Consider the following 24,139-nt stretch of genomic DNA (forward strand, 5'->3'; position numbering starts at 1 on the left):
CTACGGAATGCTCCATTTTTTTTAATTTTTACCTTGTTAGGGAGAACCTTAGACCCCGAAATATATTTTATAAAGGAGAATAAAATGGCAAATAGATTTAGAAATGAAAGAATAGAAATAAAACTAACTAAGGAAGAAAAAGAAGTTTTTGAAAAGAAAATGAAACTTGCAAACTGCAAAACTATGTCCCACTTTCTTAGGAAATGCGTATTAGAAAAAGAAATTTATGTAGTAGATTTAGAACCATTTAGAAACTTACAATGGCTACTTTCAAATGCAACAAATAATATAAACCAGATTGCAAAAGCTACTAATGCAACTGGTGTTATTTACAAGAATGAAATCAAATCAATGAATAAACAGATAGAAAAATTGTCAAAAGAAATATGGCAGATCCATTCCCTACTTCTAAATAAATCAAAAGAAAGTTCTGGTGATTAGTATGGCAATTACAAAAATACATCCTATAAAATCAACTCTAAATTTGGCAATAGATTACATTACTAAGAGTGAAAAAACTGATGAAAAAGTCTTAGTATCATCATTCAAATGCCATCCATCTACTGCCCTTCAATTTATAAAAATATGAAAGATCATATTCTATAGCATATTTTGAAACAAAAAAAGAAGTAGATTAATTCTACTTCTCATACTTAATATTTTCTTGTCTATACTATTCCAAACAGTATCTGTTAAATTACATCTCATTAATTCTATTTGAAATAATTATCACTACTTCAATAATCTTATTAGAGGTCAAATCACCGATATACTTATTTTCAAGGTATAGGTCATAGAAGTCTCTCATTCATATTGTTTTACTTAAACAAATCAGAGTGTGAGCCAGTTCTTACTAAAGATAATACTAAAACATCTTCTATTTTTTCATATATCAGCAAAAAATCGTGCTCTATATGACATTCTCGAGTACCCTTGTAAATTCCAGCTAAAGAATGATCTCTATATCTTTCATCAAGGGCTTCATCTTTTGTAATTTTCTCAATAATTTCAAACAGTTTTCAATATCTTTCCCTTGTTTTTTAGCCTGCTTTGTCCATTTTTCTCTTCTGCCATAGTTAGGAGAATATTCTCTTTTTCTTTTCTTAACTCTTCCACCCTGTCTGCAAGTTCAGCGTAGTCTTTCTGTGCATTAGCGACTTTTAAAAGCTCCTCTTGAAATTTTAGCATTTCATTGTCTATTTCCTCTATTCCACTACTTCCATCACTTGTGATGGCTTTTTCTATATTCTCTTTTATTATTTCTTTTAATTCGCCGTTATAGAATATCGGTTGATTGATTACTATTACAAATACTTATTACAAATGTCTTTCATTTATTTTATTATTACGTTAGCATCACTTAAAATTAAGTTGTCCATATGCTTGAAATCGAATGTTTAAATAAATTATCCATAAATTTTAAAGAATTTAATTTCAAAAGTTTTCATTTCACAATTTAATATAATAGTCTTGATGATAAAAAAATAACTGCTTCCATCCACTAATATTTCCTAAACCTTTACATTAATAATGCTCATATATATTTTTAGTCTTCCTCAAAATCAATAATAAATTCAGATATCACTGGTTGCAATTTATATAATGAACTTATTGCGTATGACATTTGATCATATAAGATCTCATAACTATTTCTTTCTGAAAAAAATATTTTTTTTGATTCACTTTCAATTTTTCTATTCATGTAATTTATTCGATCATCATCGGTGGTTAAAGGATTTTCCTCCAACTTATTTGTTTCTAAAAGTATATTTTGGCAAATTTCAGTATCTTGTATTATATCATCCATTAATTCTTCAAAATCTGGAAGTTCAATAGATATCTTTACTTTATTAAACTCAATAGTACTTTCTAACAATTTAAACCTATGCTTCTTCGTGTTTATTTTTTTAATAAGGTATTCGTATTTATTAATAGTATTTAATCTATAATCAGCAACAAATTCCCTAAACAAATCGTATCTTTTGATCATAGTTGAAATTTTTGAAATATCTTCTAATAAATAAAAAAGTTTATTTGACAACTTTAAATTTTCGATTTTATTCAAATAATCAATTATTTCAAAAGAAATTTCTATCATGTTATCTATTTGTCTTATTACTAATGTGTTTTTATGATTTCTTACTTGTTGTAAAATTTCAGCATTTTTTAATTCAAGTTCTAATTTTCTATTTTCTTTCAATTCTTTTTTTAGTATATTTTTAGCAACAACTGCTGAAACAATTATAGCTAGCACTGATATACATGTAGAAATAACAAATTCAATATTATTTATCACATATTTAATAGGAATCACCTCAATAATGTTATACTCACTAACTACCTATGTACTTATTAATTAATAATCTATTTTTCAATATCTACTATTTTTAATAACTTGAATTATTCAGATTACAAAAAATAGTATTGTCCCTCTATTTAAGATATTTCCCTTCGATTCTTGACATCAATACTACAGTCTCCACGTGTGATACATAGGCTTTTTTCTGAATCTTGTTTACTTCATACTTTGTTGATATTTCATTATTTTGTTGTCAATTCTATCTACTTCACCATTGATTTTGATTAGGCTATTTTGAATCAATATTTCTTATTATTCATTCAAATGAAGCTCTCCCCAACACAAATAAAATAAATCATCTTCTTGAAGAGATAAATAAACCTTAAAAATTGTATTTAACATTTTTTTATTTTCTATAACTTCAAACTCGTAACTGCTATCTTTTAGTTCAGTGTTTTCTCTTATTTTATCCGTAACATAGTATAAAGCTAAATTGACATCACAGGCATTATTGTTCTTTTTTAAATATTCTATAGTCAACTCTTTTACTTTATCAGAATAGTTTTCAATGAAAAATTTTTCAAAATCTTTGTACGATTTTTCAAATCTCCAGGATATAATCTCATTCATACCTATTGAAAAACTAGATAAGTTAAGACTTGTAATGAGAATATCATAGTCTGTATTCCAATCAGTAAGAATTTGTCTTCTATATTTAATCACTTCTAAAAGTTCTTCTTTATCATTTTTTTTAATACAGCAATTTATTTTATCTATAATTTCGAATTCTCTTAAAAGATACTCTATGTAATCATATTCTAAATAAAACGAACAACTTTCATAATAATCAAGCCAATTTTTCGGATAAATAATAGGATAAAACATACCATTTTCTATTCTTGATATTTGGTTATTTACTGATTTTAGAATTTGAGACAATATTGCTGCAGATTTTTTTGCTAATATATATCTATCCCTACCTTCTTTATTAATTGTGTAAAAAACTGCAAAAAAAGATATAAACGTTGCGCCCATAATTCCCAAGATAGTTATTTGATTATCCGTAAAATTTTCAGAAAAAATAATCAGAATAACTAGTCCCACTACAATTAACGCAAATATACTCATTACACCTCTAAATGATAATGGTTTATTATTTCTTACAACGTTAAAATTGTGACTCGACATGACTGATTCTAAAATTTCAACATCATCAATTTTAAATTTATTTTTTTTATTAAACATTTAACCCTCCATTTTTATTTAAATTAACAAAAAAATAATATTAAATAGCAGGCCATAAAATAATTTTACATAGGACAATCGGATATTTAAAATATTTATGTAATTTCCCAGACAGTGTCTGGAATATTACATCTCGCTAACCCTATTTGATAAAATTGTAACTACACCAACAACCTTATCAAAGCTCAAATCCCCAATATACTTATTTTCACTGAGATATACTTCCCACAAGGATCTTAGGTATGAATCTTCTTTTATGTCCTCAATTATTTCCTCATAGTCTTGCATTATCTCATGACTTCCTCTTTTGTCGGAAGTTCTTTCTACTGCTTCTTTTAAAATTTCATAGTTTATCTCATCTTTTTTCAATTTGTAGAGAGTGTATATGTCGTAAAAGTCTCTCATTCGTGTTGTTGTTATATTTCTTCTGATTATGGTTTCATATTTTTCAGCTAAAATTGTTTCTAATGGATATGCCATTATTTTTATATTTTCTTTGCTAAAGATACAGGGATAGGTATATTCTATTTCCCTTGGTGTTATTGCATCTCCTGTTGTTAAGTCTAGTTTCATTGGGTTTTTAGTTTTCCCAACATTTGCTATTAGTGAAATTCTAAAGTTTTCGTACTCATCTTCTTCTCTTATATAAGAGATGTCTTTTATTTCAAATCTTATTCCATCTTCTACATTGATATTTATAATTTCTTCTACAATGTCTTTTATTTTCTCTTCTTTTAGGGCTATGCCTTTTATGGTTGTGTCCATGTCCATAGTTGTTCTATTTTCAATACCAATTAAGGAAGATATTAAGAATCCTCCCTTTATTACAAAATTATTTTTGTACTTTGATTTAGATAGCCTTTCTAAAAATCTTTCAAAGAAATATATTTGCAGAACTTCTTGCGACTTTAGATTTTTCTTCTCTGCAAGACTTCTTATCTTGCCCTTTATACTCTCGATATTAATCACGATAATACCTCCATGTATTTTCTAATTTCATCTTCTATTTTAAATAGTCTACTGTATTTTATGAGTCGTCTTAGATTTTTATTTGTTGATTTAAAGTATCTTTTTAAGGCTTCTGTAAAAATCTGTTTATCTATTTTTTCTCTTTCGATTATGATATCGCAAATTGTTCGATCTATATCGTAAACTGGAATAAGGTTGCCTTGTGGTGATTTTATTTCTGTCTTTCCAATTTCGTATAGGTCTTTTTTTACATAGTGAACTTGTAGATCTTCGTACCTCTTTTTGATATGGCTGGCATTGTAGCCTTGGGGTACAGATATATGAAATACATTTGGGGTCCTATCTGATAGGTCGTGGAGGTATAGGGCTGTTTGATGAGAAAATATAATTCGATTGCTATTGGATGATATTAAAACAAAATCGTCTATTACCTTTCCTTTTAATTGATACAGTCCTGGTCTTAATCTTTCTAATTGTCCGATTTTTGTTAATTCTGATAAATTATGCCTAGTATATCCAAGTTCTTCTGCTTCTTTGTTGGTTATTACTAAATTTTCTTGGATAAATTCTTTAAGTGTATTCATAGTCCGCCTCCTCTCGTTTACGCTTTTATTATATGTTATAAAAGCGAATATGTAAAGTTGGCTTGTGAATGTTTCATATTTTGAAAAGGATGTAACGAATCCTTGCTCCCTTTAACAAAAAAAGAGCAGCCTTTTACGCTACTCTTATAGAAAGTACAAAATGGGTTAATTATATTTTTTGTGTTTCCTCATACTAGTCTCAAAACTACTCTTACATCCATATAGTTTTTTTGAGTCTTTTTGACGTATCCTTCTTCATCTTTATCGAAGACAAAATGCTTATAAAACTGCTTAAAATGCAGGATTTCTAAATTTATATCTTTTGTATCAACGCTATAGTCTCCACATGGCTTGAGAGGATAGAATGAATGTCATTTGAGTGTGTCCGTTCTCGGGAACATATCCACTGCGTTTTTGGGGCTATCGGTAGACGGGAACATATCAATACACCTCATGGATTATTATTTTAGAATGGATTTTAAGTAATCTAATAAATCTGATTTAGTTAGAGGCTCTGCATGACTTAAAATACAATACTTACAGTCGAAACTTTCTATCAAATTTGTTAATGACATTAATTTTTCTTTATCCATATACCCATCATTGTAGAAATCCTCGCTTGTTGAATCTCCCAAGAACAATATTTTTTCCTCAGGAATATAGATAAGCACCGTATCTTCCGAATGGGGTGAAACCGTATGAAAAATCATTGCGGTTATTCCACCGAGATTAAGGGTAAGCTCTTTTTCAAATTGGATATCCGATAGAACGGCAATAATTCTTTTATTATCTACATATTCTCTAGCTAGGCACTCATCATCATTTATCAAAAATTTTATATATGCACTGTCAGATAGTTTGGCTCTTTCCTGTTTCAAAAACTCGTTGGTTTTATGGTGTGCAATGGACAATCCGTGAATTTTATGCATTCCAAAGGTATGGTCCCAGTGCCAATGAGTGATGACAGTAAAATCTGGCTTCTTTAGGTCCTCGATTTCTAGGGATTTATAAAATTCATCAACATGGTCTGCTGAATTTCCTGCATCAATGGCAAGTGCAATTTTATCTCCATTTAAGTATGCCAACATAGGCCTATCAGTTTCTGGTTGATGTGGATAATAAAAGACCCTGCTAGTTATCTTTTTCAGTTCCATTTGCCATCCCACCTTTCTAGTAATAAATCTTTCAGCAACACTTCTTCCATTTCAGGTAATACAATTTGGGTCTCTATATTTTGATTATCTATCTGTGCAATAAACTCTCTGCACCTTCCACATGGTGGAAGTATACTCCCATCTTCAAATACAGCGATAATCCTTTTGATTGCAGTTTCATTGTTCTTTACCATTTCAGCAATAGCTGACTGTTCAGCGCATAAGCCAATAGAACAGGGCAAGTCAATGCATATTCCTGTAAAGATGTTACCGCTATTTGTCTCCAACGCGCACGCAACATGCCCTGAAGTTCCAAAGTTCCGTAACTTTTTATGATTAATTATACTGAAAGCAATTTGATATAATTCTTGTTTATTCATTTTCTTCTCCAATATTATTTAGCTTAATAATACGTTATTCTTTTTTCAAAACACTAAGTTATTCAGTTCACCATCAAGAACTTTTATAGTTTCATTTCTTTCCTTATCCTCTTGATTGTCATATAAAAGTTGTTCAATAAACTCCCATATATCTTCTAGTTTACGTCTAATATGATAGAATAACAAAGCATCCGTATTGATTAAAAAATCTTTGTGTAATTTCAGGTATATGTTCATAAATACATCATAATATGGCTTATCAACAAAAAACATGAGATCAGCTTTTACTGGAGCCAATTTCAAGCCTTCCCAGTCAATTAGAACTAACTGCTCATCCCGTTGCATCAAGTTCCAATTATGAATATCTGTATGGCATAGGGCCATTTTAGGATTACTTCGTCTTAGAATCTCCGACAGTCCTTCAACTCTGTCAATAGATTGTTCAAGGGGTTTTATGTGTGCCCCAAGCAAGCATTTTAAGTCCATGGGAAGACTGGCGCATTCTTTACGCAATACTTGTTTTAGCTGTTTCAGAAATGGCAAGCTAAAATCTTCCCTAATTAGTTGCACATATACCTACTATATCAATAAATTTTGAGTTATCATTGACTATATTAGTTGCTATTATCAGAATAGTCGTCGATAACTATATTTTCGTGCAAATATGCAAATAAGTAAAATGATAGTTATGTTATATCATAATAATTGAAAATAATAGAATGCATTTTTCAATGTAATAAGATTAAGCGTTCTCTTAAAGTTAGAGAACGCTTAATTATTTTTAATTTATTGAAATAATTTGTAACTATTGAAAACAGACAAAAATTGTTCATTGGATAATTTATCAAGATCAGTAACATTCGCATGCTTCAGCACCTGTCTTAATTGATTTTTAGTAAAAAGAACATGATATTCCCTGTTTACCCATTTATAAACGAAAAATCTATACTTTTTGTAGTCCTTCTTTAAAATAAATGGTTTATGCCTTTCAAGTACAATCAATACAGAATCTACATTAGGCTTAGGGTGAAAATATGCTCGTGGCACTTTTTTAAGAATTTTTATATCCATTTCCACCATTAACAGCAAACCTAAAGCTCGTTGGGTATTTTGCAACCTTTTAGCAAATCCCCTCTCTACAATAAGGTAGCTATATTTCGCTTGACTATCAAAAGCAATCTTTTTTACAATATCAGTACTAATATTGTAGGGAATATTACCAAATATTTTATAGTCTGTATTTTTAGGAAAGCTAAACTTCAAAATATCCTCATGAATAACTTTTATATTCTGAAAAGGTTCAACTGCTTTTTTCGTGGCATGACATAAACCTTCATCAATCTCTATAGCATTCACCCGTTGACTCATTTCCACAAGTTCCTTGGTAAAATGTCCTTTTCCTGACCCAATTTCTATTATTTTATCTTGTTTATTGATATTCGTATATTTTAATATTTCCTTTACATGCTTTTTAGATGTAATGAAATTTTGCGTATTTTTCGGGTTTTTCTGTTTCATTATAACCTTCTCCTTGCCGGTTATAATGAACTAATCTTAAGAGCTCATTATAACCAATTATTTTTGGTTTGGTTGATAATGAAATCTCTCAATAACAAATATAGAAAACATACCCATACCTTTACCTCCTTTAATTTTTTTCATTATAAATGAGATAAAGTAATATCTACTACTGCAATACATGTACACATATTTAACTCCTCCTTATGCAACTGATTATATCACTTTTAATTTCTCTATTCAATAAAGTTCTGTGCTAATCTACCTCACCCTATGGATTTTTAATCCCGAAACATCAAATGTCATCTGTCAAATGCCCTATTTAAAAGGGTCAAAAAACGGTATTTTTTAGCCTGTTTTTGACCCAATTTTCGTACTCAAACCACTACATGTTGTGGTTGACTCCTATTATTCCTTGTCCAAACCACAATACGTCATCAGAATTGCTGCTTCAACGTGCATAGTCTCTGAAAACATATCACACCCCTTGATTTTTTCTAAGTTATATCCATTTTCTTGGAATCTTTTTATATCCCTTGCTAGTGTTTGGGGGTTACAGGAGATGTAGACTATTTTTTTTATTTTTGTTTTTGCTATGGTTTTTATTATTTCTTTATCTAATCCTGCTCTTGGTGGGTCTAGAACTATGGCGTCTATTTTTTCTTTTTTTATAAATTTATCGTCTATATAGTTTGCGTTTTTTGCTATGAATTTATAATCTTTTAGATCATTTTCTTTTGCATTTTCTTTTGCATCTTTTATGGCGTTTTTGTTTATTTCTATTCCTACAACATGATCATCGTTTATGGCGATTGAGCTTGTTGCTGAGCCACAAAATAAGTCTAGGACTTTTTGATTTTCTCCCAAGAAATCTTTGGCCGTTTTGTATAATTTTTCTGTCATATAATCATTTACTTGGTAAAAATCGTTCATAGATATTTTGAATTTTTTTCCTAATAGATTATATATGAGATAATCTTTGCCTGAAATATTTATTTTTTCTTTTTTATTTATTAGGTTAATGTTGTAAGTTGAATCTTTGTATTGATTTTTTATATATGGGATAATTTTTTCGTCTTTTATTTTTATATTTAAAAGTATTTCTTTTTCGTTTGCTCTTATTGTGATTTCTTCTAGGCTATTTGGATATTTTTTTGTAATATCTTTTGTGATTTTTTCTATTTTTTCTAGATTTTCTCTTATTAAATCTTTTGCTAAAAGGCAATCTTTTATTTCTACAAGGTCATTGGAATATTTTTTGTTATAGGCAAGTTTTCCATTCTTATTTATTTGTAACCTAATTTTATTTCTATATCCAAATTCTTCTCCTTCTAGTATTTCTATATCGTCTATTTTTATTTTTGCTGATTTTAATAGGGCATTTTTTATTAAATTTTTCTTTAATTTTATTTGAGTTTTATAATTTATATCCATAATAGAACAACCACCACATTCATAATAATATGGACATGGTGGTTTTCTAAGGTAGGGGGATTTCTCTAAAGTTTTTGTTTTTTCTGCTTCAAAGAAATTCTTTTTTTCATTATTTACTTTTATATTGCAAATTTCTCCGTAAATTGCGCCTTCTATGAAGGCAGTTTTGCTTTGTGTTTTTGCAACTGCCCTACCGTCTTGTAGAATATCAATTATTTTGATATTTTTTATTTCCATTATAATACCTTTGCTTCTCCCTTGTAGATTATTCCTCCAAGTGGATCAAGTGTTATTGTATCTCCGTCTTCTAATAGGTTTGTAATGTTTTTTACTCCAAGTATTGCTGGAATTCCAAAGTGGATTGCTACAACTGCTGTGTGGCTTGTTAGTCCTCCGTTTTCTGCAATAACTCCTGAAGATCTTTCCATAAATTCGTTTATATCTTTGTCGGTATATTTTGCAACAATTATATCGCCATCTTCAAATTTTCCTTCAAGCTCTTCTTTTGTTGAACCAACTACAACTTTTGCTGAAACGGATTTGTTTCCAACGCCTGTTCCGTTTGCAATTATATCTCCAATTACGTGAACTTTTATTAGGTTTGATGTTCCTGAAACTCCTAGTGGAATTCCTGCTGTAAGTACAGTCAAATCTCCTTCTTGTACGTAATTTTCTTTTAATGCTCCAACTATTGCTCTTTCAATTAGTTCGTCTGTTTCATAAGCTGTATCTACAATTATTGGATATACTCCCCATGACACTGACAATCTTCTTGCAACTTTTTCATCTATTGTACATGCAATTATATTTGTTCTTGGTCTAAATTTAGAAACTGCCTTTGCTGTATTTCCTGATGCTGTACAAGTAATTATAGCTTTTGCTCTCAATTGACTTGCTATTGTACAAGTTGATTTTGAAATTGCGTTTGTTGTTGTGATTTTTCTATCTATTTCTGTTTGATAAATATTTTCTTCGAAATCGTCTGATAATTCTGTTGTAATACAAATATCTCTCATAGTTTTAACAGCTTCAACTGGATATTTTCCTGCTGCTGTTTCTCCTGAAAGCATTACACAATCTGTTCCATCTATAATTGCATTTGCAACGTCGGTTGTTTCTGCTCTTGTAGGTCTTGGATTTCTTTGCATTGAATCTAGCATTTGTGTAGCTGTAATTACTGGTTTTGCAGCCTTATTACATTTTCTAATAATTTCTTTTTGTACAAGAGGAATAAGCTCTGTTCTAATTTCTACTCCTAAATCTCCTCTTGCAACCATAATTCCATCGCTCGCTTCGATTATTTCATCAGCATTATCTACACCTTCTTGAGATTCTATTTTTGATATAATCAAAATATCTTCTCCGCCATGATCTTCAAGGACTTTTCTTATATCATAAATGTCTTCTTTTTTTCTAACAAAAGATGCTGCTATCATGTCAATGCCGTTTTCAATTCCGAATTTAATATCATCTACATCTTTTGGTGTTATTGATGGTAGGTTTGTAACTCTTCCCGGAAGATTTACTCCTTTGTTATTAGAAATTACTCCATTATTTTGTACTCTACAAACTATTTCTGTTCCATCTTTAATTTCAATTACTTCAAGTTGAATTAAACCATCATCTACTGAAATTATTGAGCCTTTTTCTACATCTTGTGGTAAGCCTTCGTATGAAACTGATACAATATCTTTATTTCCAACAATATTTCTAGTTGTTAGTGTAAAAATATCATCTGGTTTCAAGAAATATTCCTTTTCTTCAAATTTTCCAATTCTAATTTCTGGACCTTTTGTATCAAGCATAAGTCCCAAAGGAACATTTAATTTTCTTCTTATTCTTTTTATAGTTTTAATTTTTTCAAGATGTTCTTCATGAGATCCATGTGAGAAATTTAATCTTGCTACATTCATTCCATTTTTAATCAATTGCTCCAAAACTTCTGGAGATTGTGAAGCTGGTCCTATTGTACATACAATTTTGGTTTTCTTTAATATATCTGGTTTCATAACTTATCCTCCACTTATTCCTATTTAGATAATTTGTTAGCAAGTCTATAAAGATCTTCATTAAAATCAGAATTCATTGATACTGCTTCATCTATGCTAACTTGATTTATTTTTCCATTTGTATAGCCTAAAGCTATATTTGTTTTTTCTTCGTTTAATAATTCTGCTGCTGTTGCTCCCATAATAGAACCTAATAATCTATCAGCTGAAGATGGAGAGCCTCCTCTTTGAACGTGGCCTAAAACTGTAACTTTTGTTTCAACTCCACTTCTTTCTTCAACTTCTTTTGCTACAGTATATGGATTGCCAACTCCTTCGGCAAGAACTATAAGATGGTGTAATTTTCCTCTTTTTCTTCCGTGATTTACTTTCTCAACTATTTCATCAATTGAGAATTTGTGTTCTGGAACTATGATTGATTCTGCTCCACCTGCAAGTCCTGAAAATAAAGCTAAATCTCCACAATTACGTCCCATAACTTCTATCACAACTGCTCTTCCGTGAGATGATGAAGTATCTCTTAATTTCCCAATAGCATCAGTTACTGTTTCGATTGCAGTAAAAAATCCTATTGTAAAATCTGTATAGCCCATATCATTATCAATTGTTCCTGGAATTCCTATGGTTTTTATTCCCAAATCACTAAGAGCCTTTGCTCCTTTAAAAGAACCATCTCCACCAATTACGATTAGTCCTTCGATTCCATAATCTTTAAGGATTTGAGCTCCTCTTTTTTGACCTTCTGCATTTTTAAATTCAGTTGATCTTGCAGTTCCAAGAATTGTACCACCTTTATGGATAATATCGGCAACTGATGAAACATTCATTTCATAAATATCTCCTTTCATCAACCCGTCATATCCATTTCTTATTCCTTTTACTCTCATTCCATTGTTTAGGGCTGTTCTTACTGCAGCTCTAATCGCTGAATTCATTCCCGGTGCATCGCCACCACTAGTAAGTATACCTATTGTTTTCATTGTTTCTCCTTTAAATTAATTTAACATTATCCTTCCCAAGTTTCAACTTCAGATAATTTATTATATCTGAATTTTGGTCAATCCACAAGCTTTTATCAAGTTTGACTGTCTTTTTTTTGTCAGAAAAATAAATTATCACTGGTGTGCTACCATGGTTACTCATTAGATCTTTTCGTATTTTATTATACCTTACATATTCCATTTTTATATACAAATTTTTAAAAGAATTTTCATCAATTTCTTTTATATTTGATACAATCAATTTCAACTCATCATCACTAGATTGTAGATTTCCACTAACCATCACAAGTGTATCATTTTCAATTATATTTTTTACATCTTTATAAATATTTGGAAAAATTATCATTTCTATTGATCCAGACATATCTTCCAAAGAACAAAAGGCCATCAAAGTGCTTTTTTTTGTCATAGTTTCAGATTTATTTGTAATAATTCCTGCCATCCTTACATTTTTATTATCAAATTTATCTAAATCTACCGGTCTTAGCTCACTTAAAATTTCCGTCGTGAAATTTACATAATTTTTTAAATTATTTCCTAAAGAATTTAAGGGATGATCTGAAATATAAAAACCTAAAACTTCCTTTTCTAATTTTAATTTTTGCTTATTTTTATATTCATTAACTGGTGGAAATTTTATGTCATCAATTATTTCTTCTTTGTTTTGGTCAAAATCTAGTAAATTCATTTGACCTTTTAAATTTACTTTTTCATTATCATGAATTGATTGGAGAGCTGTTTCGTGGACTGCCATAAGCTCTGATCTTTTGTATCCTAGGCAGTCAAATACTCCTGCTTTTATTAGAGATTCCAAAGCTTTTTTATTTAAAACTGTTGGATCATTTGCCTCAATTCTTTCTAGAAAATCTTTAAAGCTTTTAAATTTTTTCTCTTTTCTTAAATTAACAATCAAATCTATTAAATTTTCTCCAACATTTTTTATAGCTGAAAGACCAAATACTATTTCATTTTCACTTGCTACAAATCTTCTTTTTGATTTATTTATATTTGGTGGAACAATTTTTATTCCAAGTCTTTTTGCCTCTGAAATATATAAATAAACTTTAGAAGAGTTGCCCATAATTGAAGTCAATAGATTTGCCATGTATTCTTCTTTAAAATAATATTTCAAAAATGCAGTTTGAATAGCTACTAAGGAATAAGCTGCTGAGTGAGATTTGTTAAAGGCGTATTTTGCAAAAGAAATCATTTCGTCGTATATCTTATTGGCATTAATTTCTGAAATACCATTATTTACACAACCTATCACTTCATATTCTCCACTTTGATTTTTCTTTCCGTGAACAAATATTTCCCTATTTGCCTCCATCACGCTCATTTTCTTTTTGCTCATAGCTCGTCTTAGATTGTCAGCTTCCCCAAGTGAAAATCCAGCAAGTTTTTGTACAATTTGCATAACTTGCTCTTGGTAGACAATTATGCCATAAGTTACTTCAAGAATTGGTTTTAGGGCTTGATCTATGTAGGATATATTTTCTGGATTTATTTTATTTTTTATATAATTTGGAATTTGATCCATTGGTCCTGGCCTAAAAAGTGAATTTGCCGCAACCAAATCATCAAATCTTGTTGGTTTTAAATTTTTAAGAAAATTTCTCATACCAGCTGATTCAAATTGAAAAATCCCAACTGTTTCAGCCTTGGTAAATTGACTTATAACTTTCGGATCATTTTCATCAATTGCTCCAAGATCAATATCTATATTTTTATTTTTCTTTATATCCTTTATTGTATCTTGAATTACTGTAAGATTTCTAAGTCCCAAAAAATCCATCTTTAACAAACCCAATTCTTCAATTTCTGTCATATTAAATTGGGTAACTATCTGATCGTTTGATAAAGCTAGAGGAACAATATCTGTTAAAATTTCCTTGCTTATAACAACTCCTGCTGCATGGATTGATGTATGCCTTGGTAAGGCTTCGATATTTCTTGCAGTATCTATCATTCTTTTTGTTTCAACATCATTTTGATATTCGTAAGCTAACTTTTCAGTAGAATCAAGAGCCTTATCAATTGTCATTCCTATTGCTTGAGGAATTAATTTTGCTATTTTATCAACCTTATTGTAGGAAATATTCATAACCCTTCCCACATCTCTTATGGCATTTCTTGCTTGCATCCTACCAAAAGTTACTATTTGCGAAACATGATCTCGTCCATAAAGTTCATATACATATTCAACTACCTTATCCCTATTTTCATAGCAAAAATCTATATCAATATCAGGCATTGAAACTCTTTCTGGATTTAAAAATCTTTCAAAAAGCAAATCATATTTTAAAGGATCAATTTGTGTAATATCAAGAGCATAAGATACAATTGAACCTGCTGCTGATCCCCTACCAGGTCCTACTGCAATCTTATTATCTTTGGCATATTTTACAAAATCCCAAACTATCAAAAAATAATCTACATAACCCATATTATTTATTACGTCGATTTCTTTTTTTGCTCTTTTTATAATTTTTTCATCTAAATTTTTGTATTTTTTTATAAGACCTTCTTTTACTAGAATTTTTAGATATTCAAGATTTGTTGTATCTTTTGGAAGTTTTGTAAAATATGGTAGGTGAGGATTATGAAATTCTAGGCTAACATTGCACATAGCAGAAATTTTTTGTGTATTTTCAAAAGCTCTTGGAAATTCTTTAAAAATTTCTTCCATCATTTGAGAATCTTTTAGATAAAATTCATCAACAGGCATTTTCATCCTATTCTCATCTTCTAATAAAGAACCTGTTTGGATACATGATAAAACATCTTGATAAAAGGCATCATTTTTTTCAACATAATGGACATCATTTGTGCATACCAGTTCTATATCCAAATCCTTATGAATTTGAAGTAATACTTCATTAACTTTTTTTTGTTCTTTTAAACCATGATATTGTACTTCCAAATAAAAATTTTCTTTGCCAAATAAATCAAGATATTTTTCGGCTGTAGAATATGCTTTTTTTATATCATTTTCTAAAATTCTTTGATTGATTTCTCCATTTAAGCAAGCTGAAAGACCTATCAAGTCTTCTTTGTATTCTTTTAAAACTTCAAAATCTATTCTTGGCTTATAATAATATCCTTGTGTGTAAGCTTTTGATACGATTTTTAAAAGATTTTTATAGCCATTATTATTTTTTGCCAAAAGGATAAGATGGTAATATCTTTTATTTTGGGGAGTTTTTATTTTATAATCATTTTCACAAATGTAAACTTCACAACCAATTATTGGTTTGATATTATTTGCTTGGCATTTTTTGTAAAATTCAATTACCCCGTACATATTCCCATGGTCTGTTATTGCACAAGAATCCATTCCAAATTCTTTTAGCTTTTCCATTAATTTATCAATTTTTGTAAAACCATCTAAAAGTGAATATTCTGTATGAAGGTGGAGGTGGGTGAAATTATTTGTCATTATTCCTCACTTTCTGCAAGTTTTATAAGTTTTTGGAGTCTGTAATTAACCTTAGCTTTTGAAAGGGCTGGCGTCATCATTTTGCCCAATTCTTCAAGAGAAATATAAGGATAGGCAAGCCTTAATTCGGCAATTTTTTGCAAATCTTCTGCTTGATTTTCTAAAATATTTTTTTCTTTCAATTTATTTATTGCATCAACTTGCCTAAAGGCTGCTTTTACAGTCCTATCAATATTTGCCTTGTCGAAATTTGTTTGCCTATTTATGTCATTTCTAATAGACTTCATTGCCCTTACATTTTCTAAATCAAAAAGTGATTTATTTGCTCCAATTAAAGCCAAAAAATCAGAAATTTTATCAGAATCTTTTATGTAAACACAATAAGAATCATTTCTCAAATTTAATTTTGGATTTATAGAAAATTCTTCCATGATTTTTCCTATCAAAAGTGCTTCTTCTTTTTGTTGAACATTTATTTCAAGATTATAGCCCCTATAGGGATCATTAATTGAGCCTTTAAGCAAAAATGCCAATTTTAAAATAATCTTTTTTTCATTTCTACTTTTGATATTTTCAAAGAATTTTTCAAATTCATATAAGCTATAAGAATCTGCAAGTGCTAAAATTTTATCTGCCACTTCACTATCTTCTACCAAAACAACATAAGACCTATCTTTTGAAAATTTTCTTTTATTTTGGATTTCCATAGCTGGAGAATAGTTATATTTTTCTTTTATAATCTTGTAAATATACCTTGCTTCTATGTTCTCGCTTGCCTTAAATAAAATTTGGTAAGAATTATTCACTATCCTAATAGAGCCTTGAAAATAAAAGTAGGCTAATAATTCCATATCAATCTCTTTATAATCAGGCTCTTTTTTTAATATTTCTTTTTTACATCTTTTTGAAAAAGACATATAATCACTCTCTATTCAATCATTTTTTCTTTAATTTTTTCTATAATTTTCTTTTCAACACCTGCATATTCTAAGTATGCATCATAAGTTCCATATTTTCTTTGTATATATTCCATGGCTTCTTTTATGTTGTATGGAGAAGTTATCCTAAAAACTGATTCGTTTTCATTTTGCCCATACATGTCTACATAACCCAAATTAGCAGAAGAAATTTCATAGTCAGCCATAATATCTGTCCTAAAAACTCCTACAAGTCCAAATAAAATCATAGAAATAATTCCAGTTCTATCTTTACCTTCTTGGCAATGAAAAAGTACACTTCCATCAGCATTTGCCATTATTTCAAAAATCTTTTTAATAGCAGGAAAATTATCAATTAATGTAATATAAGATTTTCCTATTGTATCTTTTTTTTCAATTAATCTTTGGATTTCTTCTTGGCGCATTGGCCTTGGAGAAAGCGATACATTGTAATGAGAAAATTTTTCTTTTAAAATTTTGATTTTTTCATAATGATATTTGATTTCGTCATCACGTCTTAAATCAATTATTGTTGATACATTTAAATCTTTCAATAAATCCAAATCTTTTTTTGTGCAAGAATCAAGATTTGCACTTCTAATAAAAGATTTCCAAGAAGTAATTTCCCCATTAATGGTTGGATAGCCTCCCAAGTTTCTAGCATTTTTTATATTTTCAAATGGTAAAATTTTTAAATATTTTATTTTTTCCATTTTTCCCTATCCCTGTGTTTTCTCACAACTATATAATCACTATCCTTGAGTTTTTCATAAATTTTCTCACACATATAAACTGACCTGTGTTGACCACCTGTGCAACCAAATCCAATAGAAATTGAGTTTTTGCCCTCTTTAATAAAATAGGGAATAAGCTTTAACAAATTATCATACACCAAATTTTTAAAGTCATTTGCAATTTCAAAGCCATCAAGATATTCTTGTAGTTTTTCGTCAGTTCCATTTAGGTGCTTTAAATCTTTTATATAAAAAGGATTTGGTAAAAATCTCAAATCAAATACTACATCAACATCAAGGCTTAGACCATTTTTATATCCAAAAGAAAATAAATTTATAATGAAATTTTCTTTATTTTTAGAAAAATTAAGGAGAACTTTTTTTAAATCCTTGTTATTATAAGAGCTTGTATCAATTATAATATCTGCCATTTCCTTAATTTTTTTCAATTCCCTTTTTTCCTTCATAAGACCATCTTTTACATCTCCAAAAGAACCCAAAGGATGAGGACGTCTTAGTTCATTATATCTTTTTAAAATTGTTTCATCTTGACTTGTAAGATAAATTATTTTAGTATCTTCGTTTATTTTTTTGAGATTTTCCAGATTTTCTACCAAATTTTTATCAACTTTTATAGACCTAAAATCAACAACACAAGCAAGCTTGTCTATTGGTTTTTCCTGCTGTTTATTTAATTTTATAAAACTTTCCAAAAGTGTTGCAGGAACATTATCCATAGCATAATAATCAAGATCTTCAAAAATTCTAAGAGCTGTCGATTTTCCAGAGCCACTAAGTCCTGTTATTATTTTTACCTTCACTATTTTTCTCCTATGACTTTAACTTCCCTTTCAAGTTTAAAACCAGTTTTTTCAAAAACAATACTTGCAACTTCCTCAATAAAATTGATCATTTCCTCATAACTTGCATTGCCATTATTAATTAAAAATCCACAATGTTTTTCGCTAACTTGACAATCGCCTTTTCTATAGCCTTTCAAACCACATTCATCAATTAATTTTGATGCGAAAGAGCCTACAGGTCTTTTGAAAGTAGAGCCTGCAGATTTTTTATCAAGAGGTTGTTTTGTAACCCTTCTATTTGTAAAATCCTCATATTTTTCATAGATTTTTTCTTTATCATCTTTTTTCAATTCAAAAACCGCCTCAGAAACAACCAAATCATCATCAAAAACCTTAGAATGTCTATAAGAAAAATCCATATCCTCATTAGAAACTTCTAAAATTTCCCCAGTTTTAGAAACCAATCTTACACTTTTAATTATATCTTTCATCTCAACGCCATAAGCTCCTGCATTCATAGCAACAGCTCCACCAAGGCTTCCAGGAATTCCAGAAACTTCTTCCATGCCAGTTAGAGAATTCTCAAAAGAAAATTTGCTAGCTTTTGATAAAAGACATCCCGCACTTACTCTCAACAAATTTCCATCAAGAGAAATTTTATCATAATTTTTAGAAATAATAATAACACAACCCCTAATTCCTTTATCAGTAACCAAAATATTTGTCCCATTACCAATGATTGTTGTTTCTATATTATTTTTTTGATTAAATTTAATCAAATCTACAAGTTGGTATTCTTCTTTTACTTCCACCAAGACATCTGCTTTGCCACCAATGCCAAAATTTGTATAATTTTTTAATTGTTCATCAAATTTAATAATTCCAAAATCTTTATTTTCATACAATGACTTATAATCCATAAAGCCTCCTTGTCTAACTACTTACTAAAATCTATTTTTATTATACTCTTATTTGATTTTTTGTCTGTTTTTCTATATAATAGCAAGTAGCGATTATATTTGAAAATTTGATATAAATTTGATATAATAACTAAGATATTTCTAAGACATTGGAGGTGTAAAGTATGGCAAGAGAATGTGATATCTGTGGAAAAGGTACAAAATTTGGTAACAAAGTTACTTTCTCACATAGAAGACTAAATAGAAACTTTAAACCAAACGTTCATAAATTAAGAGCTAAAGTTAATGGAAGCGTAAAAACAATCAACGTTTGTACTAAATGTATAAAAAGCGGAAAAGTAGAAAAAGCTTAATAAGAATTTTATAGTGCTATAAGCACTATTTTTTCATTAAAAAAATCTCTTTCGAAATTATAGAATAATAATTTCAAAAGAGATTTTTTATTTTTATTTTTTTATTCATTTATTATTTTTTTATATTTTTCAACTTGTCTAGAAATTGAATTTTCATTATTAGAAAAAATATCAGAACCACTTACAACCAAATCAACACCTGCATCAATTACTTTTTTCAAATTAAAATCTTTAATTCCCCCATCGACTTCAATAAGGCAAGATAAATTTTTTTCATCGATAAGTGCTCTGATTTTTTTAATTTTTTCTAAAGAATCTTCCATAAAAGATTGACCGCCAAAACCTGGTTCAACGCTCATAATAAGACACAAATCAATTTTTTCTAAATATGGAATGATTTTATTTATATCAGTTTTTGGTTTAAAAGTAAGACCAACTTTCATACCAAAAGATTTAATTTTTTCAATAGTTTCATCCAAATTAGAGCAAGCCTCATAATGAATTGTAACTATATCAGATCCACATTTTTTAAAATTTTCAATATATCTTATAGGCTCTTCAATCATCAAGTGAGTATCAAAAACAAAATCATTATCTTTTCTAATCGCTTTTATTATAGGAAAACCAAAAGAAATATTTGGGACAAATTTCCCATCCATTACATCAATATGAAGATATTTAATATTAGATTTTTTCAATTCGTCTAAATCTTTTTGCAAATTAGAAAAATTTGCTGATAAAAGTGATGGGGCTATCTCTACCATGTTTGTCTCCTTTTTTTTATTTCTTCAAACAACAACAAATAATTTTCATACCTAGTTTTTTCAACAAATCCTTTTAAAAGATCATCTTTAACTTTACACTTTGGTTCATTGATATGATTACAATTATTAAATTTACAAGAATTATTATCAAATTCTTTAAAACAATATTTTAAATCTTTTTCATCATCAATAAAATCAATATCAAAACTATCAAAGCCAGGTGTATCAAAAATATTTGTATTTTTTCCTAAATTAAAAATCTCAATATGTCTAGTTGTATTTTTCCCTCTCTTAGATTTTTCTGAAATCGTGCCGATTTCTATTTCATCTTCTACAAGATTATTTAAAAAAGTAGATTTGCCGACACCAGATGATCCAGAAACAGCAGAAGTTTTTCCATCCAAAATTTTTAAAATTTCATTTTTAGGAAAATCATTATAATTGTCAATAAAAACCAATTTATAACCTATTTTCTCATACATTTTTATAAATTCTAAATCTTTATCATCTGCCAAATCTTTTTTGGAAACTATTATTACTACATCAATATTTATATGTTCACACATAGCTAGGTACTTATCAATATTAAAAAGATTAAGGCTAGGATTTTTTATAGTAATAAAATATAAAATTTGGTCAATATTTGCTATATTTGGTCTTTTAATTTCATTTTTTCTATCTAAAATTTTTGTAATATAGCCTTTAGAATTTTCTGTAACATCAAATTCTACATTATCTCCAACTAGAGGTTTTATATTTTTTTTTCTAAAAACTCCCCTAGCCTTGCACATAAAAGTGTCAAGTTCAGTTAGAACATAATATATTTCTTTTTGTGATTTTATTATTTTACCAATCATCTGTTTACTTCATAAACTCCTTGAGACTTATCATCTACTAAAATCTCAACTTTAGTGCCTACAACAGATTTAAAATCTAAATTAATATTTCCACTAGAATCAAGCTCTGATGAACTATGATTTTCATTATATAAAAGATCTGTTCTTTGGTTACTATCAGATATTTTATAAACTTTTACATTAAAACTATCTTTATCTTGAGGTCCTTTTATTGTAAATTTTACATTTACTTGCTTTTGCTTATTTTGATTTTCTTCATTGCTGTCATCTTTATTTGGATCTTTTCCATTTGAAACAACAAAATCAATTTTAGAGCCTTCAGCAACTTGAGTGCCAGCAGAAATAGATTGTTCAATTACAATTCCTTTTTTATAATCATCCGAATATTCATAAGAAATATTTTCTACTGTAAGATTTGCATCTTTTGCAACATTGATTGCGTCTTTTTCGTAAGAGCCTATAAAATAAGGAACTTTTACATTTTTAACTTCAGGTTCTTCTTTTCCCAAACTTATTGTAACATCAACTTCACTACCTGCTTGAACTTTTTCATTTTTTTCAGGATCTTGCTCAATAATTTTATCTTTTTCAACCTTATCGCTATATTCTGTATTTGTTTTTCCTAATTCTAGATCATGTTCTTTTAATTTTTCTTCAGCTTGATCTAAAGTTAAGCCAGAAAGATTTGGAACTTTAACTTCTTTTCCTTGGCTTATAACAAGATTTATAGTTGTGTTTTTCTTAACTTTTGTTTTTGGACTAGGATCTTGTTCCATTACCTTGCCTTTTTCGTAATTAGAACTATTTGCATAGCGAGATACATTTGCCTTTAGATTTTTTTCTTCCAAAATTTCTACAGCTTCTTCTTCACTTAAATTTATAACTGTAGGCACTTGTACCATGTCTGAATCTTTTGATTTTGCATAAAAATATCCAGCCACAATAACAGCAAGTAGCATCAAAACAAATGGCAAAATCTTTCTTTTATTTGATTTTTTTTCAGATTTTTTATCCGAATCATCAGTTGGTGTTACATATACAGCTTCATTTTCTTCTTTTTTAGGTTTTTGTTTTTTCTTTTTATTTTCAACTACAGGAATAAAAGATGTTTCTTCTATTTCATCTTTTGGTTTTTGAATTTTTGCTGTATCTTCTTTTTTGAAATATCCTATATCATAAGAATTATCTTCTAATGCCCTAATTAATTCTTTAGCACTTTTAAATCTTTCTTGTGGATCTTTTTGAAGAAGTTTCATTATTATGTCATTTAATCTTGGAGATAAATTTTCATTTAATTTGATTGGGCTTTCTGGTTCATCTTGGATATGCATAACTGCAATTCCAACTGAATTATCCGCATCAAATGGAACTTTACCAGTTGCCATTTCATACATAACAACACCAAGAGAATATAAATCTGATTTTTCATCAACAAATTTGCCCTTGGCTTGTTCTGGAGAAATATAATGAACTGTACCCAAAATTGATGATGTGTAAGTGATAGTTGCATTTGTAGAAACTCTAGCTATCCCAAAATCTGTAACTTTTAATAAGCCATATTTATCCATCAAAATATTTTGTGGTTTTATATCTCTGTGAATAATATTTGATGAATGAGCTTGATTAAGTGCTTGTGCAATTTGAATTGAATAATCCACTATATCATGATTAGATAGATTTTTTTCCCTATCAATTTTATCTTTTAGCGTTTCTCCATCAACATATTCCATTACTATATAATGAATTTTTTTGCCTTCAATTAAATCTTCGCCTATATCATAAACACTCACAATATTTACATGTGTAAGTCTTGCTGCTGATAAAGCTTCATTAGAAAATTTCTTTACAAATTCTTCATCTTCAGCATATTGATCTTTTAAAATTTTTATTGCTACATCTCTTTGTAGAAGTCTATCAGTCGCCTTATAAACTTTTGCCATTCCTCCTACACCAATAAGATCTTGCAATTTATACCTATTACCTAAAATAATATTGTCCATACTTACCTCAAATCAAAATTGTAGTTACAGTGATATTATCATGTCCACCATTTTTAATCGCCAAATCAACTAGGCTTGATGAAATTTTATCAGCAGTAGAATTATTGGCAATAATAGCTTCTATTTCTACATCACTAACTTCATTTGTCAAACCATCAGTAACCATAAGCATTATATCACTATCTTTCATATCCAAAGACCTAGAATCTGGTCTGATTTTACTTCCTACTCCAACTGCTCTTGTTATAGTAGACTTATTTGCAAAATTTTCTGCTTCATCTTCTGTAAGAGAGCCTGAATCTATAAGATCATTTACCAAAGAATGATCTCTAGTTATAAGTTGTAATTTTTTATCTGAATATATGTAGCATCGAGAATCACCAATGTGTGTTATATGATAAGATTTTTTTTCATAATCTATGCAAACACAAACTACAGTTGTTCCCATATTTGCATATTCTTCGTATGATTTTGATAAAGAAAAAATTTTATCATTTGCACTTTGTAAAGCTTCTTCTTGCAAGTCAATAATAGAAGAAAAATCTTTAATATTAGAATTTTTTATATATTCTAAATAATATTTTGCTGCAAGTTTTGAAGCAATTTCTCCTCCATTATATCCACCCATACCATCGGCTACAATAAAAAAACTATAATTTTCCAAATCAAGATTTCCATAATAATCCTGATTTTCGCTCCTTACTTTGCCGATATTTGAAATAGTACTAAATTTCATTT

25 protein-coding genes and 1 pseudogene are annotated in these 24,139 nt (G+C 28.8%); 3 read left to right on the top strand and 23 right to left on the bottom strand.

Annotated features, from left to right (window positions below):
* Positions 1–84: 84 nt before the first annotated feature.
* A complete protein-coding gene (locus HGAG_RS03540; protein WP_019117951.1) occupies positions 85–441 on the top strand; it encodes a plasmid mobilization protein in 357 nt (118 codons plus the stop codon).
* A gap of 1 nt (position 442) precedes the next feature.
* Positions 443–583: pseudogene (locus tag HGAG_RS11275) on the top strand (relaxase); the annotation flags it as partial.
* A 235-nt stretch (positions 584–818) separates the two neighbouring features.
* On the opposite strand, the gene HGAG_RS11280 reads toward HGAG_RS11275, so the two are convergent.
* From HGAG_RS11280 to murB, 19 genes are all read right to left on the bottom strand, one after another.
* Positions 819–1,016, bottom strand: coding sequence for a type II toxin-antitoxin system YafQ family toxin (locus HGAG_RS11280; protein WP_083857213.1), 198 nt, complete (start codon positions 1,014–1,016; stop codon positions 819–821).
* The gene (locus HGAG_RS12485; protein WP_019117953.1) at positions 1,009–1,188 is read right to left on the bottom strand and encodes a hypothetical protein; all 180 of its coding nucleotides are present in this window, start codon (positions 1,186–1,188) and stop codon (positions 1,009–1,011) included. Before HGAG_RS12485 ends, HGAG_RS11280 begins: the two co-directional genes overlap by 8 nt.
* Positions 1,189–1,546: 358 nt before the next feature.
* Positions 1,547–2,296 (bottom strand): hypothetical protein, encoded by a 750-nt coding sequence (locus HGAG_RS03555; RefSeq protein WP_019117954.1) that lies wholly within the window; start codon positions 2,294–2,296, stop codon positions 1,547–1,549.
* A 315-nt stretch (positions 2,297–2,611) separates the two neighbouring features.
* Complete coding sequence (locus HGAG_RS03560) at positions 2,612–3,544, bottom strand: hypothetical protein (RefSeq protein ID WP_019117955.1); 933 nt, start codon at positions 3,542–3,544, stop codon at positions 2,612–2,614.
* Between the two features lie 126 nt (positions 3,545–3,670).
* Entirely contained in the window at positions 3,671–4,513 is an 843-nt protein-coding gene (locus HGAG_RS03565; protein ID WP_019117956.1) for a nucleotidyl transferase AbiEii/AbiGii toxin family protein, read from the bottom strand.
* Complete coding sequence (locus HGAG_RS03570; protein ID WP_019117957.1) at positions 4,510–5,097, bottom strand: type IV toxin-antitoxin system AbiEi family antitoxin domain-containing protein; 588 nt, start codon at positions 5,095–5,097, stop codon at positions 4,510–4,512. Before HGAG_RS03570 ends, HGAG_RS03565 begins: the two co-directional genes overlap by 4 nt.
* A gap of 461 nt (positions 5,098–5,558) precedes the next feature.
* On the bottom strand, positions 5,559–6,185 hold the full coding sequence (locus HGAG_RS03575; RefSeq protein WP_244263805.1) for an MBL fold metallo-hydrolase: 627 nt from the start codon (positions 6,183–6,185) through the stop codon (positions 5,559–5,561).
* 56 nt (positions 6,186–6,241) lie between these two features.
* On the bottom strand, positions 6,242–6,631 hold the full coding sequence (locus HGAG_RS03580; protein WP_019117958.1) for a cytidine deaminase family protein: 390 nt from the start codon (positions 6,629–6,631) through the stop codon (positions 6,242–6,244).
* Between the two features lie 45 nt (positions 6,632–6,676).
* Positions 6,677–7,201 (bottom strand): phosphotransferase, encoded by a 525-nt coding sequence (locus HGAG_RS03585; RefSeq protein ID WP_001176020.1) that lies wholly within the window; start codon positions 7,199–7,201, stop codon positions 6,677–6,679.
* 216 nt (positions 7,202–7,417) lie between these two features.
* Positions 7,418–8,149, bottom strand: coding sequence for a 23S rRNA (adenine(2058)-N(6))-methyltransferase Erm(A) (erm(A), locus tag HGAG_RS03590; protein WP_000810833.1), 732 nt, complete (start codon positions 8,147–8,149; stop codon positions 7,418–7,420).
* Positions 8,150–8,206: 57 nt separating this feature from the next.
* A complete protein-coding gene (locus HGAG_RS12490) occupies positions 8,207–8,332 on the bottom strand; it encodes an erythromycin resistance leader peptide (protein ID WP_017771940.1) in 126 nt (41 codons plus the stop codon).
* A gap of 225 nt (positions 8,333–8,557) precedes the next feature.
* Positions 8,558–9,820, bottom strand: coding sequence for a 23S rRNA (uracil(1939)-C(5))-methyltransferase RlmD (gene rlmD / locus HGAG_RS03600; protein WP_019117959.1), 1,263 nt, complete (start codon positions 9,818–9,820; stop codon positions 8,558–8,560).
* Positions 9,820–11,592: a pyruvate kinase gene (gene pyk / locus HGAG_RS03605; RefSeq protein WP_019117960.1), complete on the bottom strand. Its 1,773-nt coding sequence runs from the start codon at positions 11,590–11,592 to the stop codon at positions 9,820–9,822. The genes rlmD and pyk overlap by 1 nt, the downstream gene beginning before the upstream one ends.
* Positions 11,593–11,612: 20 nt before the next feature.
* Positions 11,613–12,572, bottom strand: a complete 960-nt coding sequence (gene pfkA, locus HGAG_RS03610) for a 6-phosphofructokinase (protein WP_004838572.1) — start codon at positions 12,570–12,572, stop codon at positions 11,613–11,615.
* A 10-nt stretch (positions 12,573–12,582) separates the two neighbouring features.
* Positions 12,583–16,032, bottom strand: a complete 3,450-nt coding sequence (locus HGAG_RS03615) for a DNA polymerase III subunit alpha (RefSeq protein ID WP_019117961.1) — start codon at positions 16,030–16,032, stop codon at positions 12,583–12,585.
* Positions 16,032–16,949 carry a DNA-binding protein WhiA gene (gene whiA, locus HGAG_RS03620; RefSeq protein ID WP_019117962.1) on the bottom strand — a complete coding sequence of 306 codons (918 nt, stop codon included), beginning with the start codon at positions 16,947–16,949 and terminating at the stop codon, positions 16,032–16,034. The genes HGAG_RS03615 and whiA overlap by 1 nt, the downstream gene beginning before the upstream one ends.
* A gap of 11 nt (positions 16,950–16,960) precedes the next feature.
* The gene (locus tag HGAG_RS03625; protein WP_019117963.1) at positions 16,961–17,683 is read right to left on the bottom strand and encodes a tyrosine-protein phosphatase; all 723 of its coding nucleotides are present in this window, start codon (positions 17,681–17,683) and stop codon (positions 16,961–16,963) included.
* A complete protein-coding gene (rapZ, locus tag HGAG_RS03630; protein WP_019117964.1) occupies positions 17,671–18,525 on the bottom strand; it encodes an RNase adapter RapZ in 855 nt (284 codons plus the stop codon). Before rapZ ends, HGAG_RS03625 begins: the two co-directional genes overlap by 13 nt.
* Complete coding sequence (murB, locus tag HGAG_RS03635; protein WP_019117965.1) at positions 18,525–19,427, bottom strand: UDP-N-acetylmuramate dehydrogenase; 903 nt, start codon at positions 19,425–19,427, stop codon at positions 18,525–18,527. Before murB ends, rapZ begins: the two co-directional genes overlap by 1 nt.
* A 164-nt stretch (positions 19,428–19,591) precedes the next feature.
* Here murB and rpmB point away from each other — a divergent pair, with 164 nt between their 5' ends.
* Complete coding sequence (gene rpmB / locus HGAG_RS03640) at positions 19,592–19,780, top strand: 50S ribosomal protein L28 (protein ID WP_004838566.1); 189 nt, start codon at positions 19,592–19,594, stop codon at positions 19,778–19,780.
* Positions 19,781–19,881: 101 nt separating this feature from the next.
* Here rpmB and rpe read toward each other — a convergent pair whose 3' ends face one another.
* The 4 genes from rpe to HGAG_RS03660 are packed head-to-tail and all read right to left on the bottom strand — an operon-like array spanning position 19,882 to position 24,137.
* Positions 19,882–20,544 carry a ribulose-phosphate 3-epimerase gene (gene rpe, locus HGAG_RS03645; protein ID WP_019117966.1) on the bottom strand — a complete coding sequence of 221 codons (663 nt, stop codon included), beginning with the start codon at positions 20,542–20,544 and terminating at the stop codon, positions 19,882–19,884.
* Positions 20,538–21,401, bottom strand: coding sequence for a ribosome small subunit-dependent GTPase A (rsgA, locus tag HGAG_RS03650; protein ID WP_019117967.1), 864 nt, complete (start codon positions 21,399–21,401; stop codon positions 20,538–20,540). The genes rpe and rsgA overlap by 7 nt, the downstream gene beginning before the upstream one ends.
* Positions 21,398–23,401 carry a Stk1 family PASTA domain-containing Ser/Thr kinase gene (pknB, locus tag HGAG_RS03655; RefSeq protein ID WP_019117968.1) on the bottom strand — a complete coding sequence of 668 codons (2,004 nt, stop codon included), beginning with the start codon at positions 23,399–23,401 and terminating at the stop codon, positions 21,398–21,400. The genes rsgA and pknB overlap by 4 nt, the downstream gene beginning before the upstream one ends.
* A gap of 7 nt (positions 23,402–23,408) precedes the next feature.
* Positions 23,409–24,137: a Stp1/IreP family PP2C-type Ser/Thr phosphatase gene (locus HGAG_RS03660; RefSeq protein WP_019117969.1), complete on the bottom strand. Its 729-nt coding sequence runs from the start codon at positions 24,135–24,137 to the stop codon at positions 23,409–23,411.
* Between the last annotated feature and the right edge of the window lie 2 nt (positions 24,138–24,139).

Origin of the sequence: Anaerococcus obesiensis ph10 (assembly GCF_000311745.1) — a bacterium.
GTDB lineage: Bacteria > Bacillota > Clostridia > Tissierellales > Peptoniphilaceae > Anaerococcus > Anaerococcus vaginalis.

Coding starts and splice junctions, on each gene's coding strand:
- whiA (WP_019117962.1), bottom strand. CDS start 16,949: ATGTCTTTTTCAAAAAGATGTAAAAAAGAAATATTAAAAAAAGAGCCT.
- rlmD (WP_019117959.1), bottom strand. CDS start 9,820: ATGGAAATAAAAAATATCAAAATAATTGATATTCTACAAGACGGTAGG.
- HGAG_RS03625 (WP_019117963.1), bottom strand. CDS start 17,683: ATGGAAAAAATAAAATATTTAAAAATTTTACCATTTGAAAATATAAAA.
- pknB (WP_019117968.1), bottom strand. CDS start 23,401: ATGGACAATATTATTTTAGGTAATAGGTATAAATTGCAAGATCTTATT.
- HGAG_RS03580 (WP_019117958.1), bottom strand. CDS start 6,631: ATGAATAAACAAGAATTATATCAAATTGCTTTCAGTATAATTAATCAT.
- HGAG_RS03660 (WP_019117969.1), bottom strand. CDS start 24,137: ATGAAATTTAGTACTATTTCAAATATCGGCAAAGTAAGGAGCGAAAAT.
- HGAG_RS12490 (WP_017771940.1), bottom strand. CDS start 8,332: ATGTATTGCAGTAGTAGATATTACTTTATCTCATTTATAATGAAAAAA.
- HGAG_RS03615 (WP_019117961.1), bottom strand. CDS start 16,032: ATGACAAATAATTTCACCCACCTCCACCTTCATACAGAATATTCACTT.
- HGAG_RS03575 (WP_244263805.1), bottom strand. CDS start 6,185: ATGTTGGCATACTTAAATGGAGATAAAATTGCACTTGCCATTGATGCA.
- HGAG_RS03540 (WP_019117951.1), top strand. CDS start 85: ATGGCAAATAGATTTAGAAATGAAAGAATAGAAATAAAACTAACTAAG.
- HGAG_RS03560 (WP_019117955.1), bottom strand. CDS start 3,544: ATGTTTAATAAAAAAAATAAATTTAAAATTGATGATGTTGAAATTTTA.
- HGAG_RS12485 (WP_019117953.1), bottom strand. CDS start 1,188: ATGCTAAAATTTCAAGAGGAGCTTTTAAAAGTCGCTAATGCACAGAAA.
- rpmB (WP_004838566.1), top strand. CDS start 19,592: ATGGCAAGAGAATGTGATATCTGTGGAAAAGGTACAAAATTTGGTAAC.
- murB (WP_019117965.1), bottom strand. CDS start 19,427: ATGGATTATAAGTCATTGTATGAAAATAAAGATTTTGGAATTATTAAA.
- pfkA (WP_004838572.1), bottom strand. CDS start 12,572: ATGAAAACAATAGGTATACTTACTAGTGGTGGCGATGCACCGGGAATG.
- rpe (WP_019117966.1), bottom strand. CDS start 20,544: ATGGTAGAGATAGCCCCATCACTTTTATCAGCAAATTTTTCTAATTTG.
- rsgA (WP_019117967.1), bottom strand. CDS start 21,401: ATGATTGGTAAAATAATAAAATCACAAAAAGAAATATATTATGTTCTA.
- HGAG_RS03570 (WP_019117957.1), bottom strand. CDS start 5,097: ATGAATACACTTAAAGAATTTATCCAAGAAAATTTAGTAATAACCAAC.
- pyk (WP_019117960.1), bottom strand. CDS start 11,592: ATGAAACCAGATATATTAAAGAAAACCAAAATTGTATGTACAATAGGA.